The sequence below is a fragment of the Pseudomonas kulmbachensis genome (genome assembly GCF_963681935.1).
Classification (GTDB): Bacteria; Pseudomonadota; Gammaproteobacteria; order Pseudomonadales; family Pseudomonadaceae; genus Aquipseudomonas; species Aquipseudomonas kulmbachensis.
This window is the reverse complement of record NZ_OY817088.1, coordinates 4,947,424-4,963,806: the sequence shown is the minus strand read 5'-3', so window position 1 is coordinate 4,963,806 and position 16,383 is coordinate 4,947,424. Positions and strand designations below refer to the sequence as shown.

Annotated in this window: 17 protein-coding genes; all 17 read right to left on the bottom strand. The window is 61.7% G+C overall.

Features of this window, described 5'->3' with window-relative positions; all coding sequences use genetic code 11:
- Positions 1 to 3: 3 nt before the first annotated feature.
- Positions 4 to 1,230, bottom strand: a complete 1,227-nt coding sequence (locus U5A05_RS22635; protein ID WP_261740061.1) for a beta-ketoacyl-ACP synthase — start codon at positions 1,228 to 1,230, stop codon at positions 4 to 6.
- The gene (fabG, locus tag U5A05_RS22630) at positions 1,230 to 1,958 is read right to left on the bottom strand and encodes a 3-oxoacyl-ACP reductase FabG (RefSeq protein WP_321834936.1); all 729 of its coding nucleotides are present in this window, start codon (positions 1,956 to 1,958) and stop codon (positions 1,230 to 1,232) included. Before fabG ends, U5A05_RS22635 begins: the two co-directional genes overlap by 1 nt.
- The gene (locus U5A05_RS22625; RefSeq protein ID WP_261740059.1) at positions 1,951 to 2,418 is read right to left on the bottom strand and encodes a hotdog family protein; all 468 of its coding nucleotides are present in this window, start codon (positions 2,416 to 2,418) and stop codon (positions 1,951 to 1,953) included. Before U5A05_RS22625 ends, fabG begins: the two co-directional genes overlap by 8 nt.
- Positions 2,415 to 3,602 (bottom strand): beta-ketoacyl-[acyl-carrier-protein] synthase family protein, encoded by a 1,188-nt coding sequence (locus U5A05_RS22620; protein WP_321834934.1) that lies wholly within the window; start codon positions 3,600 to 3,602, stop codon positions 2,415 to 2,417. The genes U5A05_RS22625 and U5A05_RS22620 overlap by 4 nt, the downstream gene beginning before the upstream one ends.
- Positions 3,599 to 4,057, bottom strand: a complete 459-nt coding sequence (locus U5A05_RS22615) for a hypothetical protein (protein WP_321836551.1) — start codon at positions 4,055 to 4,057, stop codon at positions 3,599 to 3,601. Before U5A05_RS22615 ends, U5A05_RS22620 begins: the two co-directional genes overlap by 4 nt.
- A 128-nt stretch (positions 4,058 to 4,185) precedes the next feature.
- Positions 4,186 to 4,914: a class I SAM-dependent methyltransferase gene (locus U5A05_RS22610; protein ID WP_261740057.1), complete on the bottom strand. Its 729-nt coding sequence runs from the start codon at positions 4,912 to 4,914 to the stop codon at positions 4,186 to 4,188.
- Positions 4,911 to 6,158 (bottom strand): NAD(P)/FAD-dependent oxidoreductase, encoded by a 1,248-nt coding sequence (locus tag U5A05_RS22605; protein WP_261740056.1) that lies wholly within the window; start codon positions 6,156 to 6,158, stop codon positions 4,911 to 4,913. Before U5A05_RS22605 ends, U5A05_RS22610 begins: the two co-directional genes overlap by 4 nt.
- Positions 6,149 to 7,309: a cation:proton antiporter gene (locus U5A05_RS22600; RefSeq protein ID WP_321834932.1), complete on the bottom strand. Its 1,161-nt coding sequence runs from the start codon at positions 7,307 to 7,309 to the stop codon at positions 6,149 to 6,151. Before U5A05_RS22600 ends, U5A05_RS22605 begins: the two co-directional genes overlap by 10 nt.
- A complete protein-coding gene (locus tag U5A05_RS22595) occupies positions 7,306 to 9,618 on the bottom strand; it encodes an MMPL family transporter (protein WP_321834930.1) in 2,313 nt (770 codons plus the stop codon). The genes U5A05_RS22600 and U5A05_RS22595 overlap by 4 nt, the downstream gene beginning before the upstream one ends.
- The gene (locus tag U5A05_RS22590; protein WP_321834929.1) at positions 9,608 to 10,315 is read right to left on the bottom strand and encodes an outer membrane lipoprotein carrier protein LolA; all 708 of its coding nucleotides are present in this window, start codon (positions 10,313 to 10,315) and stop codon (positions 9,608 to 9,610) included. Before U5A05_RS22590 ends, U5A05_RS22595 begins: the two co-directional genes overlap by 11 nt.
- Positions 10,312 to 10,737: an acyl-CoA thioesterase gene (locus tag U5A05_RS22585; protein ID WP_261740052.1), complete on the bottom strand. Its 426-nt coding sequence runs from the start codon at positions 10,735 to 10,737 to the stop codon at positions 10,312 to 10,314. Before U5A05_RS22585 ends, U5A05_RS22590 begins: the two co-directional genes overlap by 4 nt.
- Positions 10,730 to 12,274 carry an HAL/PAL/TAL family ammonia-lyase gene (locus U5A05_RS22580; RefSeq protein ID WP_261740051.1) on the bottom strand — a complete coding sequence of 515 codons (1,545 nt, stop codon included), beginning with the start codon at positions 12,272 to 12,274 and terminating at the stop codon, positions 10,730 to 10,732. Before U5A05_RS22580 ends, U5A05_RS22585 begins: the two co-directional genes overlap by 8 nt.
- A complete protein-coding gene (locus U5A05_RS22575; protein WP_261740050.1) occupies positions 12,255 to 13,193 on the bottom strand; it encodes an LpxL/LpxP family acyltransferase in 939 nt (312 codons plus the stop codon). The genes U5A05_RS22580 and U5A05_RS22575 overlap by 20 nt, the downstream gene beginning before the upstream one ends.
- Positions 13,190 to 13,924 (bottom strand): glycosyltransferase family 2 protein, encoded by a 735-nt coding sequence (locus U5A05_RS22570; RefSeq protein ID WP_261740049.1) that lies wholly within the window; start codon positions 13,922 to 13,924, stop codon positions 13,190 to 13,192. The genes U5A05_RS22575 and U5A05_RS22570 overlap by 4 nt, the downstream gene beginning before the upstream one ends.
- Positions 13,917 to 15,587 carry an ApeI family dehydratase gene (locus U5A05_RS22565; RefSeq protein WP_321834926.1) on the bottom strand — a complete coding sequence of 557 codons (1,671 nt, stop codon included), beginning with the start codon at positions 15,585 to 15,587 and terminating at the stop codon, positions 13,917 to 13,919. The genes U5A05_RS22570 and U5A05_RS22565 overlap by 8 nt, the downstream gene beginning before the upstream one ends.
- Complete coding sequence (locus tag U5A05_RS22560; RefSeq protein ID WP_261740047.1) at positions 15,584 to 16,129, bottom strand: COG4648 family protein; 546 nt, start codon at positions 16,127 to 16,129, stop codon at positions 15,584 to 15,586. Before U5A05_RS22560 ends, U5A05_RS22565 begins: the two co-directional genes overlap by 4 nt.
- On the bottom strand, positions 16,126 to 16,380 hold the full coding sequence (locus U5A05_RS22555) for an acyl carrier protein (RefSeq protein ID WP_133076715.1): 255 nt from the start codon (positions 16,378 to 16,380) through the stop codon (positions 16,126 to 16,128). Before U5A05_RS22555 ends, U5A05_RS22560 begins: the two co-directional genes overlap by 4 nt.
- Positions 16,381 to 16,383 lie beyond the last annotated feature (3 nt).

The window sequence follows — 16,383 nt, the reverse complement described above, 5'->3', positions numbered from 1 at the left end:
GTGTTACGACCAGCGACGGAAGATCAACGATGTGTTGACCCCGCCGAAGGCAAAGTTGTTGTTCATCACGTAATCGTTGTGCATCACGCGAAACGCGTCACGCAGGTAATCCAGCTCGCCGCAACGCGGGTCGATTTCATCCAGATTGTGCGTGGGTACATAACGGTCGCGGTTCATCATCTCGATGCTGAACCACGATTCCAGCGCGCCACAGGCGCCCAGGGTGTGGCCCAGAAAGCTCTTCTGCGAGCTGATGGGCATGTGTTTGCCAAACAGCTCGCTGGTGGCCAGGGTTTCGGCAATGTCGCCCTGTTCGGTAGCGGTGCCATGGCCATTCACATAGCCGATGGCCTGGGCGTTGATCCCCGCGTCTTCCAGCGCCAGTTCCATCGCCCGGCGCATGGTGCTGACTTCCGGGCGGGTGGTGTGCTGGCCGTCGGCATTGCTGCCGAAACCGACAATTTCCGCGTGGATATGGGCGCCGCGGGCCAGTGCGTGTTCCAGTTCTTCAAGTACCAGCATGCCGCCGCCTTCACCGATCACCAGGCCGTCGCGGCCGCTGTCGTAGGGGCGCGGGCTGGTGTGGGGTGCGTCGTTTTTCAGGCTGGTGGCGTACAGCGCATCGAACACCATCGCTTCGGTAGGGCACAGCTCTTCTGCACCACCGGCCAGCATAAGAGGCAAGCGTCCGAACTTGATGGCCTCGTAGGCATAGCCGATGCCCTGGCTACCGCTGGTGCAGGCGCTGGAGGTCGGAATCAAACGCCCGGTCAGGCCAAAAAATATGCTGATATTGGCCGCTGTGGTGTGCGGCATCATGCGCACATAACTATTGGCGTTGAGGCCGTCTGCAACCGAGTTGAGCAGCATGTTACCGAAGGCCTTGATATCTTCGGTGCTGCCCGTGGACGAGCCGCAGGCCACGCCCATGCGGCCGTCGCGAATGATCGGGTTGCCCAGCAGACCGGCGTCTTGCAAGGCCAGTTCCGCTGCGCCCACGGCCATGCGTGAGACGCGGCCCATGCTGCGCAGTTGCTTGCGGGTCCAGTGTGCGGGCACCGCAAAATCATCAACCGGTCCGGCCAGCCGGGTGTTGAGTTCGGTGAAGCGATCCCACTCGTCCATGCGCCGGATGCCGCTGCGCCCAGCCACGAAGTTGGCCTCGATACTGGCCCAGTCACTGCCCAGCGAGGTGATACCGGCCATGCCGGTGACGACAACGCGCTTCATCAGCACAGGCCTCCATTGACGGCCAGCACCTGACGCGTGATGTAACCCGCTTCGGCCGACATCAAAAAGTTAACCGCCCCGGCGACTTCCTCCGGGGTGCCCATGCGTTGGGCTGGAATCATTTTCATCAGTTCTTCTACCGGTACGTTTTCGTCGAGCATGGCGGTGTCGATCAGACCGGGTGCCACGCAGTTGACGGTGATTTTGCGTTTGCCCAGCTCGATGGCCAGGGCCTTGGCGGCACCGATCAAACCGGCTTTGGAGGCGCTGTAGTTGACCTGCCCGCGATTACCGATCAGCCCCGATACCGAGGTGATGCACACAATGCGACCGGCAGCACGGCGACGGATCATCGGCATCATCACCGGGTGCAGGACGTTGTAGAAACCGTCGAGGTTGGTGCGCATCACCACGTCCCAATCGTCTTCGCTCAGGGCCGGGAACGCGCCGTCGCGGGTCAGCCCGGCGTTGAGCACTACACCGTAATAAGCGCCGTGGGTTTCAACATCGGCCTCCAGAATGGCTCTGCACTGGGCGCGATCCGATACATCGAATTGCAGCACGCGAGCGCTACGGCCCAAGGCCTGAACCTGGGCCATGACCGCGTCGGCTTCGCTGCGGCCACTGCGGCAATGCAGCACCAGATCAAAACCGGCCTGTGCCAGACGCAAGGCAATGGCGCGGCCAATGCCACGGCTGGAACCTGTGACCAAAACGGACTCAGTCATGGCGGGTCTCCTGGGATACTTGAGCAAGATAGTTTTCGGCCTGAGGTGGGCGGAACACGTTCAGGCGGGCGCTGGCATGAATGCCGGCGCCGGTGAGGTGGCACTCGAACACGCCCATGCCGTTGTCGTCTTCCAGCGAGCGCAGCGCGTGGATATGCAGTTCGCTGCCCAACGGGAAGTGTTCGACATTGCATTCAAATTTACGCGTGCCGAGCAAGAAACCCAGCTCCACGGGACGGCCTTGCACGCGGGCGCGGCAACCGGCATACGCCGCCACGCTCTGGGCCATCAGCTCAATACCGACCCACGCGGGCAGGCTGGCGTCTTCACGGTTGAACAAACCGCCTGCACGCACAGTGAGGCGGGTTTGAATCTGTTCTTGATCAAACGCCAGCACCTGATCGATCAGGATCATGTCACCAGCGTGGGGCAGCAATTCGGCGAGCGGCCAATCAATCATGGGGCGTCTCCGATAATCAGGCTGACGTTATTGCCGCCGAAGGCAAACGAGTTGCTCATCAGGCAGCGTTGCGGGGTCGGGGCGAGGGTCTGGCCGGGGGTTACCCAGTTGAGCGCGGGCAGCGCCGGGTCGGGTTGGCCATCCCAGACGTGTGGCGCCAGGGCATCGCCGTGGTTCAGGCTGAGCCAGCAAAAGGCGGCTTCCAGTGCGCCTGCCGCACCCAGGGTGTGACCGGTCATGGGCTTGGTTGACGAGCATGGCACGCCTTCGGGGAAGACCAGGGCCACGGCGTGGCTTTCCATCGCGTCGTTGTGCTGGGTGGCAGTGCCATGCAGGTTCAGGTAGCCGATTTGCTTCGGCTGCACACCCGCACGGCTCAAGGCCTTGTGCATGGCTTGGGCGGCGCCGCGCCCGCTGGGTTCCGGGGCCGAAATGTGGTGGGCATCACTGCTGGCGCCCGCGCCGAGCAAGGCGATGCAGTGGCTGCTGGCGGGTTGCTTGCTCATCACGAACAGGGCGGCCGCTTCGCCGATATTGATGCCGTGACGGTTCGCCGAAAACGGATTGCAGCGCTCATCGGACACCGCTTCGAGCGCAGAGAAGCCGTTGAGCGTCAACTTGCACAGCGTATCGACACCGCCGCATAGCACGACGTCGCACAGGTTCATGTCCAGCAGCCGCTGGGCGCTCATCAGGGCGCGGGCGCTGGAGGTGCAAGCGGTGGAAATCACGTAGGCCGGGCCGCTGATGTTCAGCCATTCGGCCAGGAATGTAGCCGGTGCGCTGAGCTCTTGTTGCTGATAGTCGTAATCAGCGGGGAATTGCTGATGTTGCAGATAGTGAGCAATGCCACGGCTGGCTTCATCGATACCTGAGGTGCTGGTGCCCAGTACGACGGCGATGCGCTCGCGGCCGAAGGTCTGAATCGCCTGTTCGATATCGCCTTGAATCTGTAATGCGGCTTCGAGCAACAACTGGTTATTGCGGCTGCTGTGTTGGGTGAGCGTGGCCGGGATTGCTACCAGATCACCGCTTACCGCACCCATGGTCAGTGCGCGCTCGGGCACCCAGCCGCTTTGCTGCTGCATGCCCGAGCAGTCACCGGCAAACAGCTTGCGGGCAACTTCTTGCGAGCCACGGCCCAGCGCACAGACCACGCCAAGGGCATTGAGGTAAGCAGTCATGGGGCGGCCTCCAGCGGGCTGACCGTGTAATGCAGGTTGTTTTTCATATCGATGCGAAACACCTGGGGTTGCAGGTAGTGCACTTGCCAGCGTTGTTCCATAAATCGCAGATCAGACGCAGTTTTTGCCTGTGGATAATTATTCGTCAATTCAGCCCCAGGGGTTAGCGCAAACAATAGTGCGGCGAACAGCTCGCGGGCCTCGGGGTTGGGCGGCAACAGACCGTCGGCGTGCCAGTTGGCGCCTTGCAGCAACTGACGTGCCAGTGGAATCCCCAGCGGGTCCATCAATGACCAGCGCAACCCGGCACTCTCCTGCTGGATCACCAGCAACCAGTCCTGACGCTGATCGGCCTGTTCGCGCTGGATATGCAACTGCATGGGCAAGGCCAGGGTTGGCGTGTGCTTGGGCAGCGGCAGGCTGGTGCAACCGCTGAGTAACAGGAGCAAGACTATCCACAGAGCGACGCCGATCCTTGTAGCCGCTGCCGCAGGCTGCGATAAGGGCCGAAGGGCCTTCAAAAAAACGGGCCTGCTTCGCACGCCATCGCAGCCTGTGGCAGCGGCTACAGAGATCGCATTCATCATGGTTTAGTGCCTTGCTGGGGCTTGCGCGCTACCACATTAACCAAGGTTTCTTCCCGTTGCCCTACCGGTTTTGGCTTAAGCAAGCCCAAACGCTCGAGCAGGCCGAAATCCTTGGAGCGGCTCCACCACAGGTACGGGTACGAGACGTTCCGCGCTTCAAATTCGAAGCCCTGGTCACGGATCATTTCCAGGTATTGCTCCGCGCTTTTCTGCACGTGCATGGGGTGGCGGAACAGCCAGCGAATCACCCACGTGTCGATATAGGCCTCGGTGGACTCGGCAAACAGCAGGTAACCACCGGGCTTGAGTACTCGGTGAAACTCGGCCAGCGCCCGGTCCTGCTGCACCAAATGGTGAAAGGTCTGGTGGCAGAACAGGATGTCGACGCTTGCGTCCGGTATATCAAGTTCGGCGCAATCGCTGCCGATCAGCTCGATGTCTATGCCCTGACGCTTGGCTTCTTCGCCGCTCAGTTGCAGGCTCAGCGGATCGGCATCCAGCCCAATCAAACGCTTGGGGGCGAAGGTTTTGTGCAGGTACTGGAACGATTTGCCCTGGCCGCAACCGGCATCCAGAATCACTGGCGCCGATGGCAGCGGGTCGCTGAACAAGCTGCGCAGGTCATTGATCGCCACCCGCAGCACATGGTGCTGCCAGGTGTGACTACGCAAAAACCAGAACCCCAGGCGGGTTTCTTCTACGTAGGTATCGCTCAAAGGTTTCATGCGGACTCCGTGGCGCAGATGTCCGACAGCATGCGCAAACGGCGCTTGGGTTCGCTGACAAACGGGTTGTTTTCATCCCAGGCATAGCCCGCCAGAATCGAGCTGATCATGCGGCGAATGTGTGGCGAGCTGTCAGGGTGGTAGATCACGTCCTGGAAGGTGCCGGCGTACCAGCCTTCGACGTAGCAGCGGAAAGTATCGACCCCGCGCTTGAGCGGCTCGGCAAACTCGGTTTGCCAGTCTACGGCTTCACCTTGCAACTGACGGTGCAGCACGCCAGCGGCCATGCTGGCCGAGCGCATGGCGATGGTCACGCCTGAGGAGAACACCGGGTCGAGGAACTCGGCAGCATTGCCCAACAGCGCAAAGCCCGGCCCGTGCAGGGTTTTGACATTGGCCGAGTAGCCGCCGATGGTGCGCGCCGGGGTGTCCCACACGGCCTTGGCCAGCACCCGTTGCAGGCTTGGGGTTTCGTCGATAAAGCTGCGCAGGCACTCGTCGAGGTTTTCGCTGCGGCCCTCAAAATGCTCCGCCGCCGCGACCACGCCCACCGAGCAGCGGCCATTGCTGAACGGGATGCTCCAGAACCAGATATCGCGCTGGGTCGGGTGGGTGGTAATTAGGATCTTGTTGCGATCAAAGCCTTCGCAATCAATACGGTCTTCAACGTGGGTAAATATCGCCTGACGCACCGGGAAGTTCGAAGGTGCCTCAAGGTCGAGTAAACGCGGGAGCACACGGCCATAACCGCTGGCGTCGAGGATAAAATCAGTTTCGACCTGATAGCGGCTGCCGTCTTCGCGCTCAACTTCCAACACCGGCTTGGCCCGCAAGACATCGGTGGCGATTACGGTCTCACCGTAGCGGATTTCAACCCCCTGCAAGGCGGCCTGATCGGCCAGCAGCTTATCGAAGTCGGCGCGTTGTACTTGAAAGGTGGTGGGTTTGCCGTTGCTGAACGTGTCACCAAAATCGAAGGCGCTGTACTGCTCGCCCCAAGCAAAAGCGGCGCCGTTTTTCAGCTGAAAACCAGCGGCTTGCACGGCTTCCAGCATGCCTGCTTCTTCGATGAAATCGAGGCAGTGCGACAACAGGCTCTCGCCGATGGAAAAACGCGGGAAGTGCTGGCGCTCGATGATCAACACATCGTGACCCTTGCGTTTGAGCAAGGCCGAGGCGATGGCGCCAGACGGCCCGGCACCAATCACCACAACCTGACGACGTTCCATTTCCATTACTGACACAGAGGCTCCTTGCCGGGGATTACAGCCGACTTCAAAAGGGGTTTATTCATGCCCGCCAGCGCCGGTAACAGCGTGGCGATCAGGCCCATCAGCATCAGTGCGAAGTACAGCGCCGGGCTGATGAGCTGTTGTTGCAGCAGCAGGTTGAGGAACACTATTTCACTCAACCCGCGAATATTCAGTAACAGGCTTTCACGCCATTTGCTGGCCCCTGCAAAGGACGGCGTGGCCCAGCTCAACCCGAGCCAGTTACCCAGCAGTTTGCTGGCCATCGGCAACAGCAACAGCGCGGCCATCTGCAGCACGCTGATCTCGCTCAGGGCACTGTGCACATCGATCTGCACTATGCCGAACGTGAGGATCAGCGGCACCGCAAGGTGGGTTTGCAGGCGTTCCAGCCATAGGGCTTTTAACGGCATCACCAAGGGCATCTTGAGCCAGGCCATGCAGATCAGGTAGCCAACGCCGAAAATCAGCGCGTTAAGGCGGTAATGTTCGGCCACCACCAGCAAGGCGAAAAAGCTCAGGCTGTAGCACAGCGGCTGGCGAATGCGCAGGGTTCGCAGAAGCAGCGGCAGCAAGGCCCCGGCAATGGGCAGCAGCAAACTGTTGAAGTCGAGGCTGCCCTGGGCCAGCCCAAACAGGCTCCAGCACGTCAGGTCGATCAGGATCGCGCTTTGCACCAAGCGGCGGGTGGCGGCAGGCGGGTAGTCGATGTGGCGCAAGTACAAGTACAACACCGGGATTGCGGTGATGGCAAAGACCAGGCCCACGGCCAGTGAGCTTAACCAAGGTTGTTCCGGCAGCAACCACACGGCGCAGGCCAGCCCGCAGGCGAAGGGTACGACAAAGCTGGGCAGGGCGATTTTCACGCTTTGACGATCAATGCGCAGATCGATCACGTCGCTCAAGATGGTGCCGAGCAACAGGGCGAAACTCAGGCTGTAGAAACTTTTAAGCCACACTGGCGTGACCAGTTGCGCGCCGCTGAGCTGCCAGTGCGGTTCGATCCAGAACAGCATCAGCAGCGGCAAGCCGATGGACGCCAGCAGCAACTGGCTGACAATCGGGATCACGCCAAAGTGACGGCCCACCCGGGTCGCCACGGCAAACAGGGCCAGGGCGAGCAACCAGAATACGATGGTCATCATTGGCTGTGCTCCTGCTTGCCCGCCCAAGGCGCGAGGATAAAACTGAACGCCAACCCAAGACTGACCGACAGGCCGAAGTTGCTGACCGCAGGCGTGCTCGACACCGCCAGCAGGCCGAACGAAAGCCAGGTAGTCAGCGCCGCCAGCAGGGTGCCGAGCAGGCTCACGGCGGCACCGCCGATCTGCTCGCGCATCAGGATCGCGTAGTCGACACTGATCGCTGTCACCAGCAGCAGGCCAAACAGGCTGAACAGCGTCAGCGGCTGGCCCAACCAACCGAGGCTGGCAAGGCTGCACAGAGCGGCCAGCAGGGGCAGAGCGACGATGCGCAGCGCCCCGCCAACACCGAACGGCGCGACCAACAACAATACGATCAAGGCGCAGGACAGCAGCTTCAATTCGGCGGCGCTGATTTGCGTGGCGGCGAACACCTTGTTCAAATCGCCCAAGCGGTCGACCAGTTGTACGCCTGGCAGGTTTTGCGCCTGCTCGCGCAGCAGGCTGGCATTGCTCAAGCCTTGCAGGCTGACCATTGCCGCGACGCCTGCATCATTTTTACCCAGCCAGAGTGCACGCCAAGGCTCGGCCAACGGCCCTTTCAGCGCGTCATCGATATGTTGTTCGGGCAACGCCTGCAATTGCACCAGCTCGTTTTTCAGTGCGGCCTCGGGTACACCCAGCTCCAGCAGCGGTTGCCAGTGTTGCGCCAGTTGGGTCAGCGCATCGCGCAGTCGTTGTTGCTCGCTGGGCAGGCTGACCAACTGGTTCAGCGCCAGGTAACCCTGCAACTTGCCGGTGTGCACCAACTGATCCAGACGCTCACCAAGGGCGGCTTGGCGCTCCAGCAATTGCTGCTCGTTGTCGGCGCGCACCAGGAAGAACTGGCTGGTGGGCTGATAGCCGGTAATCCGTGCAATGGCCTGTGCCTCGGCGAGCAATTGCGGCGGGGCGCCGACCCATTGGCGGATATCGTTCTTGCTGGTCAGTTGCCACAAACCAGCTGCGCAAAACGCCAGCAGCAGAGCCAGCAAAGCAGGGGTTGGGATGCGTTCGAGCAAGGCTTCGCGCACGTTGAGCAACCATTGCGCAATACGCAGCGGCCATTGCGCAGGGCGCAGTTCCACGCCTTTGAGCAACGCGGGCAGCAGGCACACGGCGCTCAGATACGCACCGACCAAACCGGCAGCGGAGAAAATGGCGATTTGGGTCAACGCCGGAAACGGGGTAAAGGCCAGTGCCAGATAGCCGATGCAACTGGTGGCCAGGCTCAGGCTCAGGCCGGGCAAGGTCAGGCGCAGGGCGGGCCAACTGCGCCAGGGTTTCAGGCTCCAGCTCTTGGACAGGTAATGCAGCGGGTAATCCACCGCCACACCGATCAGGCTGGAGCCCAGCACCAGCGTCATCACATGCATGCTGCCAAAGAACGCGACGCAGGCCACGGCACCAAACAGCATGCCGACCAACACGGGTACAAACGCCAGCAGCACCCGCCAGCGCCGAAACGCCAGCAGCAACAGCAGCAGGATTCCCGCTGTGGCCCCGCCGCCAACCCAGGTGATTTCACGGGTGGCCTGCTGTTGCCCGCTGGCCGCGTAGAGCAAACCGCTGGCTGCGAGCAATTGCACATTGTCGGGTGCGACTTGCGCACGGCTGTGCTCAAGCAGTTCGGCAACCCGCAGCGGCAGCTTCATATCGAAGGCATTGCCTTGGGTGCGGGCGCGCAGCAGCACCCAGCTTTTGCCGTCGGCATCGGCGATCAGGGCGCCGCTGCCAATATCGAGTTGCACAGCGCCGCGTTGCGGCTGGCTGTTCTGGATGCGCCCGGTCAGGCCCAGCCAGTCATCCTGGCTGGGCACCAGGCTGAAGCCGGTGAAGGGGTCGAACAGCGCCTGTACGCGCTGTTGGACAAAAGCATCGGGGTGCTCGATCAGTTGCGTGCGGTCGGCTGCAGAGAGCATCGCCAGCCGCCCGCGCAGCAGTTGTTCGCGCAGGCCCGCAAGGTCGGCCTGCAGGTTCCACTGCACCTTCTCGAACAGACCGCTGGCTTGCCACTGCTGGCCCAATTGCTCAGCTGCAGCGATGGCTTGCTGACGATCGGCACTGCCCACCAGCACCAGCATTTCGCGGTTCAGGGGTTCTTGCATGCGCTGTTCGGCGCTTAGCTCCAGTGCGTCGGGCGAATCCCCGGGCACCAGTTCCATCAGGTTGGCCGACAGCGGTGCGCCGTGACGCCATTGCCACCCGGCGAGCGCGAGCACAGCCAGCAGCAGGATCAAAAAGCCACGGGGCAACCAGTGTTCACTGCGCAAAATCGTGCTGCTCCGCGCTACTCAAGGGTTGGTTGCTGACGCTGTTTTGCATCTTCAGCAGGGTGCTGTCGCCCTGGGTTTCTTGCAGCTCGATGCGTTGCACCAGTTCGCCGCCGTCAATGTTGATCTGCTTGAACACTTGCTTGAGCAGCAGCGAGCGCGGAGTCAGGGTGAGCTTCCAGTGCTCGGGTTCGCCTTGCAGTTGCAGGTCAAAATCGCGCTGCAGGCCGCTGCTGTCGCCTTGCAGCACAGCCAGAAACAAACGATTCTGTTCGGCCCCGGCGCTTTTACCGGGGAGCATTTGCCAGCTCGTACCGTTGCGCCGGGCGATGCCAAGGGCGGTGATGCGGTAATCCTGTTGCAGCGGGGTTTTCAGTTGCCAGAGCAGACCGTGGTCCTTGGCCAGCACAAAGGTGCCGGTGCTGGTCAGCGGCCTGGGCAGGGCGCGCAGGTGTTTTTCCTGGATGAAGTCGCCGTGAATGACCTGAGGTTTGGCCAGTTGCTCGCTCAGTTGTTGCAGGTCGAAGGCGTGAGCGAGCGGGGTGACCCCGAGCAAAACCAACAACACTGCCCCCCTGTAGCCGCTGCCGCAGGCGGCGATAAGGGCCGAAGGACCTTCGGTTTTGAAGAAGCGCGATCCCTTCGGGCTCGATCGCAGCCTGCGGTAGCGGCTACTGAGATTATTAAACACACTCATGCCAGCACCCTGGCCACAGCTTCGGTAAAGCACCTTGGCGACGCCAACTGCATTTCCTTGCTGGCGATCTCAACCGCCACCTGCACCGTCACGGCCCGGGTCAGCCGTTCGCCCGTGATCAGATCAGTAATCAGATAGTTGATTTTCAGGCGGTTCTCCCACTCCACCAGGCTGGCGCGCACGTTGATACGCTGGCCAAACGTCGCACCGCGTACATAACGCAGTTGCATGTCGATTACCGGCCACGCGTAGCCCGCATCGAGCATCTGCGTGTAGTTGTGGCCGATATGGTCGAGCAGCGCGCAACGCGCTACTTCGAGGTATTTGACGTAATGGCCGTGCCACACCACGTGCATGGTGTCGATGTCGAAAAACGGCACCACTACTTCGGTATCAACGTGCAAAACGCCTTTGCTACGCATGCAGCCTCCAGTGTTGTTGGGCGATCCGGCTCAGGCACAACCGCAACTCGGCTTCCAGGGCACGGTCTTCGATCACTGGCGCAAAGTCCTTGGCCAGTTCGGCGTGCATCTGCGCCAGTGCGGGCGGCAACGGGCGGGCGTCTTCGGCGCGGCTGCGCAACCACACACCCTGGTTGGCCGCCAGCAAGGTGGCAGCGGCGACCTGTTCGGTCAGTTCCAGCACGCGGATTGCATCGCGGGCAGCGATGGTGCCCATGCTCACTTTGTCCTGGTTGTGGCACTCGGTGGAGCGCGAAAACACGCTGGCCGGCATGGTGTTTTTCAACGCCTCGGCGGTCCAGGCGCTGGTGCCGATCTGCACCGCTTTAAAACCGTGATTGAGCATCGCCCGCTCAGCGGTAGCGCCCGACAGGTTGCTCGGCAAGCCGTGGTTGTAACGCACGTCCACCAGTAGCGCGAGCTGGCGGTCGAGCAGGTCGGCGACGTTGGCTACCAAGGTCTTGAGGCTGTCCATGGCAAAGGCGATATGCCCGCCGTAGAAGTGCCCGCCGTGGAGCACGCGTTCTTCTTCGGCGTCGATGATCGGATTGTCGTTGGCGCTGTTGAGTTCAATCTCGATAAACGAACGCAGCCAGTTCAGGCTGTCAGCCAGCACGCCGAGCACATGAGGCGCGCAGCGCAGCGAGTAGCGGTCTTGCAGGCGATGCAAGGGCGCGGTCGGGGCGTCGATGGCCAGGTCCTGGCGAATCCACGCGGCTACCTGCATTTGCCCCGGATGCGGTTTGGCGGCGAACAGGCGTTCGTCGAAGTGCTCGGGGTTGCCTTGCAGTGCCACCACATTGAGGGCGGTGATGCGGGTGGCAAGTTTGAGCAGGTAGTCGGCGCGGGCATAGGCCAGGCACGCGAGGCCGGTCATCACGGCGGTGCCGTTCATAAGCGCCAGCGCTTCCTTGGGCCGCAATACCAGCGGGGTCCAGCCCAGTTCGCGGTGTACGTCGAGCGAAAAACGGCGCTCGCCCTTGAACAGTACTTCGCGCTCACCGGACAGGGTCGCTGCTACATAGGACAGCGGCGTCAGGTCGCCGCTGGCGCCGACCGAGCCTTCTTCGGGGATCAGCGGCAGGATGTCGTGGGCGATAAAAGCTTGCAGACGCTCCAGCAGCTCGATGCGCACCCCGGACACGCCGTGGCACAGCGACTGCAAGCGGGCAGCGAGTACAGCCCGGGTGGCCTGGGCATCCAGCAGTTTGCCCAGCCCGCAACCGTGAAAGGTGTAGAGGTGGCGCGGCAGGGCTTCGACGTGCTCCAGCGGCACCGCGACCACGCACGAGTCGCCGTAGCCGGTGGTCACGCCGTAGATCACGCCTTCCTTGTCCAGCAGCGAGTCGAGAAAACGGGCGCCCTTGGCGATACGTTCGCGGTACTCGGCGTCGTCTTGCAGTCGGGTCGGCGCTTGACGATTGGCCAAAGTCAGCACGTCTTCAATGCGCAATGGGGTTTGGCCGAAGGTTACTGGCTCATGCAGATGCGTCGTCATCGGTCTTCCAGAAAGGGTAAAAGTTAAACCATTGTTGCGGTGCCTGGAGGCAGTAATGCCCCAGTCGTTCGGCGTAGCGGGTGGCCCAATGGGCTATCACCTGCTCGCGGTCGCTGCGCCGCCAGAGTACGGCTTCGCAGAAGGGTTCGAGGGTGACTCGGTAGTGCCCTTCATGCTTGAGGCAAAACATCAGGTTGACCGGGCACTTGAGCAGCCCGGCCAGCAACCACGGCCCTTGCGGGAATGGCGCGGGGTGACCGAGGAAATCCACCAGCACATTGCGCCCGCCATGCAGCGGCACACGGTCACCGGCTATCGCCAGCCATTCGCCGTTTTCAAGGCGCTGATTGAGTTGCAGCATCACGGCCGGGTTGAGTTCGCTGACCTGAATCAGCCGCAAATGGCTGGCCCCGGCTTCACCCAGCAGGCGATTGAATTGTTCGGCGTGCTTGGTGTGAACCAGCACGTTCATGGTCACCTGTTCGCCCAGCTCTGCCAGCGCCCGGCACACTTCGAGGTTACCCAGGTGTGCGCCCACCAGCATCTGCCCGCGTTCCCCGCGCAACTGATTGCGCAGCAGGGCGGGGTCGACGATTTCAATGTCTTCGATCTTGAGGCGGCCGTTCCACACATCGAGCTTGTCGAGCAGGGCATCGGCAAAGGCCATGAACTGTCCGAACACGCGCCAGCGGGAGGGGCGCAATTGGCTTTGCCCGCTCCAGTCGGCCAGCCGTTGCTGGTATTGCCAGATGCTGCGCCGGGCGCGGCCACCGAACAAAAAGAAGTACAACACGATGGCGTAAAGCACCGGGCTGAGCAGGCGTCGGCCCAGCAGTTTGACGCCGAAGGCGGTGAGCTTCATCAGCCGGAAACTGCCGCGCTCCTTATGGTCAGCCCAATGCTGTGGAGGCTCGCTCATGTTCGCCAGCGCCTCCACAGGATGCTCGGCAAGCGCAGCAACATGCCGAAAAACAGCTTGGTGTGCATACCGGAAATCAGCGCGTTGTCGTGGAACAGACGAAAGTGCGAGAGGCCGTCCTGTGGGTAATGAACCTTGGTTGGCAGCCAGCGCATGGGCTGGTTGCGCCAGGCTAAACGCACCAGGATTTCGGGGTCGAAGTCCATGCGTTTGCCCAGCTTGACCGAGTTGATCAACGCCAGTGTCGGCCTCAGCGGGTAGACCCGGAAGCCGCACATCGAATCGGGAATTTGCAGTGACAGGCTGTTGATCCAGACCCAAACGTGGGTCAGGTAGCGCGCATACAAACGGCCCTTGGGCACGCTGGCGTCGTACTGTGGGTAACCGCAGATCAGCGCTTCTGGGTTTAGTTGTGAGACTTGCATGAACGTCGCGACATCACGCAGGTCGTGCTGGCCATCGGCGTCCACTTGCAGGGCGTGGGTGAAGCCCAGTTGTGAGGCTTCACGCAGACCGGCCATGACCGCGCCGCCCTTGCCTTGATTGACGGCGAGGCGGATGAGGAAAATGTTATCGCCCTGGGCAAGTTGTTCGAGCACCGCGCTGCATGCGGGGCTGCTGGCGTCGTCGACCAGCACACAAGGCAAACCAGCGGCGAGCAGGGCGTCGACCACGGCAGGCACGGCGGTTTCGTGGTTGTAGACGGGGATCACGGCGCAGGGGTTATGCATGAGCGGCCTCCAGCACGATGCGACCACTGGAGCAGGGCGCCGTGGCGTTGCGGTACGCGAAGTGCAGTTTGCTGCGTTCATGGTCAAAGCGCAGGGTCAGCTCAAGAACGTCGCCGGGGCGCACCAGTTGCTGGAATTTGAGCACTTCCATCCCGGCAAAACGCGGCGGCAGGTCGAGCAGTTGCTGACTCAGTGCCATTGCCCACTCCACTTGCACCACGCCCGGCAGCACCGGGGTTTTGGGGAAGTGGCCGCTAAAGTACGCCAGGTCCGGCGGGATCGACAGGCTGAGTATCCATTGGCCGTCATTTTCGATTTGGCTCAGCACTTCGGGCGTTTTCGGCCGGGGTGCCAGCAGTAACGCATCGACTTGGGTCTGTGGCAGCTTGCCCTGGCTGTTGAGCGGCAACTGGCGCAGCAAACGCCAGCGGCGCGGCAAGGCCAGCGCTTCGCAGTGCTGGCTCAAGTGCTGGCGCAGGATTTGGGTCAGGGCGCGTCGGCCGTGTTCACGTAGCGCAAACAGGCCGCTGTCACTGAGCACCAGCAAGGCGCCCAGCGAGGCGCGGTTTTCATTGACTACGCCCAAGCGGGCTTCGGCTACCCAGTCGTGGTTGACCAGCGCGTGCTCCAGCATTGGCAAGGAGATGCGTTTTTCTTCCAGCTTGACGATGCGGTCCAGGCGCCCGAGCAACTCGAAACGACCGTCGGCCTCGATGCGAGCGGCGTCAGCTGTATGTTCGATATGGCCCGTGGGCAAGTATGCCGAGGCGATGACTAGAGCGCCGTCTGCGCTCTGGCTCAGGTGTACATCGGCAAAGGGTTGCCACAGGTTTTGGCCCTGACGCCACGCGATACCGCCGGTTTCCGAGCTGCCAAGGATTTCAGTCGGCCACTGGCCCAGACGTTCGAACAACATTTGCGCCGCTTCGGCAGGCAAGGCCCCACCGGACGAAAACACCCGGCGTACGGGGCTTAAAGCGGGCCAGTCGAGGTTGTCGGCCATACGTTTTAGCAAGGCGGGGCTGGCGACCCAAGCGAATGAACGGTGCTCGCGGCTGACGCGCTGCATGTCTTCGGGGAACGCCAGTTGCTTGCGCACAAAGGTGCGGCCCGCACACAGGGGCCACAACACGCGGAACAACAACCCATAAATGTGCTGCGCCGCGACGCTGGCGATGATGCACGCCTCGCCCAGATCAGCGCCCCACAGCTGTTCCAGCGCCAGAACTTCGTTGGCCATCTGGCGCAGGCTTTTGTCGATGCGCTTGGGTTCGCCGCTGGAGCCCGAAGTGCACAGACTGAGCTGGCACAGGTCCAGGTCCAGTTCACCGCCAGGCAGCGCGTCGCCGTACAAGGCTTGCAACTCGTCGCTTTGGGTTATCCACAGGTCAACCCGGTCATCCCAGCGCTGACGGGTTTGCGCTTGCAGGTCGGCGGGTAGCAGCACGCTGACCCCGGCCCGCCAGGCACCGAGTAAAGCCACGGCCAGTTCGCCAGCGTCTTCAAGGTGTACGGCAATGTGTTGCACGCCGCGCTGTTGAAGGCCGCCCGCCAGGCGCAGGGCCTGTTCGCTGAGGGTAGCGTGGCTCAGCGTGGGGTTAACCGTGACTCGGCGCTCTGCGTGCCCCTTGAGCAATAGCTGCTCAAGATTTATCCAATTCATGCCCGGCCTCTTACCTTTTGTCGTATCAGCCATTCAATGGCAAACAGCAGTCCCATCAGCCCGTAGGCGATCAGACCGTTGTACAACGTCCACCAGCTCAACGGCGCCCACAGCGTCAGACCGGCTGCGACTAACCCGTTGAACATAAAAAACAGGCACCAGACCTTGGTTACCTGTCGCGTGTAATGAATGGCAATGTCGGGTAGCACCGGCTCGCGCAAACGCGCCAGGCGTTCGATCATCGGCGGCCCGAACTTCAGGCTCAGGCCGAACAGGCTGAGCATGAGTGTACTGATCAGTACCGGGTACCAGCGTAATAATGCGGGGCTGTTGAACAGCGCCAGCAAGGCGCAAAACACCAGTGCGACCGCCGCCATCCACACACCGCCGGGGCGCCGCTCGCCGGTCAGGGCGCGGGCCAACCACAAGCTGCCCAGCAGTAGCGCGAACTGCCACGGGGCGAAATGGGCCATGCCGAAATGCACCGCGAAGGGGTACAGCAGGCCAGCCAGCAGCAGGCCAAGGCCAATCAGTCGACTCATGCGTCTGCGTGAACCAGACGGTAAACCGCCTCGACCACGTCATTTACGGTTCGCACCGATTTGAATTCTTCAGCGGCGATTCGCTTGCCGGTTTTGCGCTTGATGTGATCGATCAGGTCTACGGCATCGATGCTGTCGATTTCCAGGTCCTGATACAGGTTGGCGTCCAGGGTGACGCGCTCGGGTTCAAGTTCAAAGAGTTCAACCAGAGCGTCGCGCAGGGTATTGAAAATGTCGTCACGGGTTTGCATGGT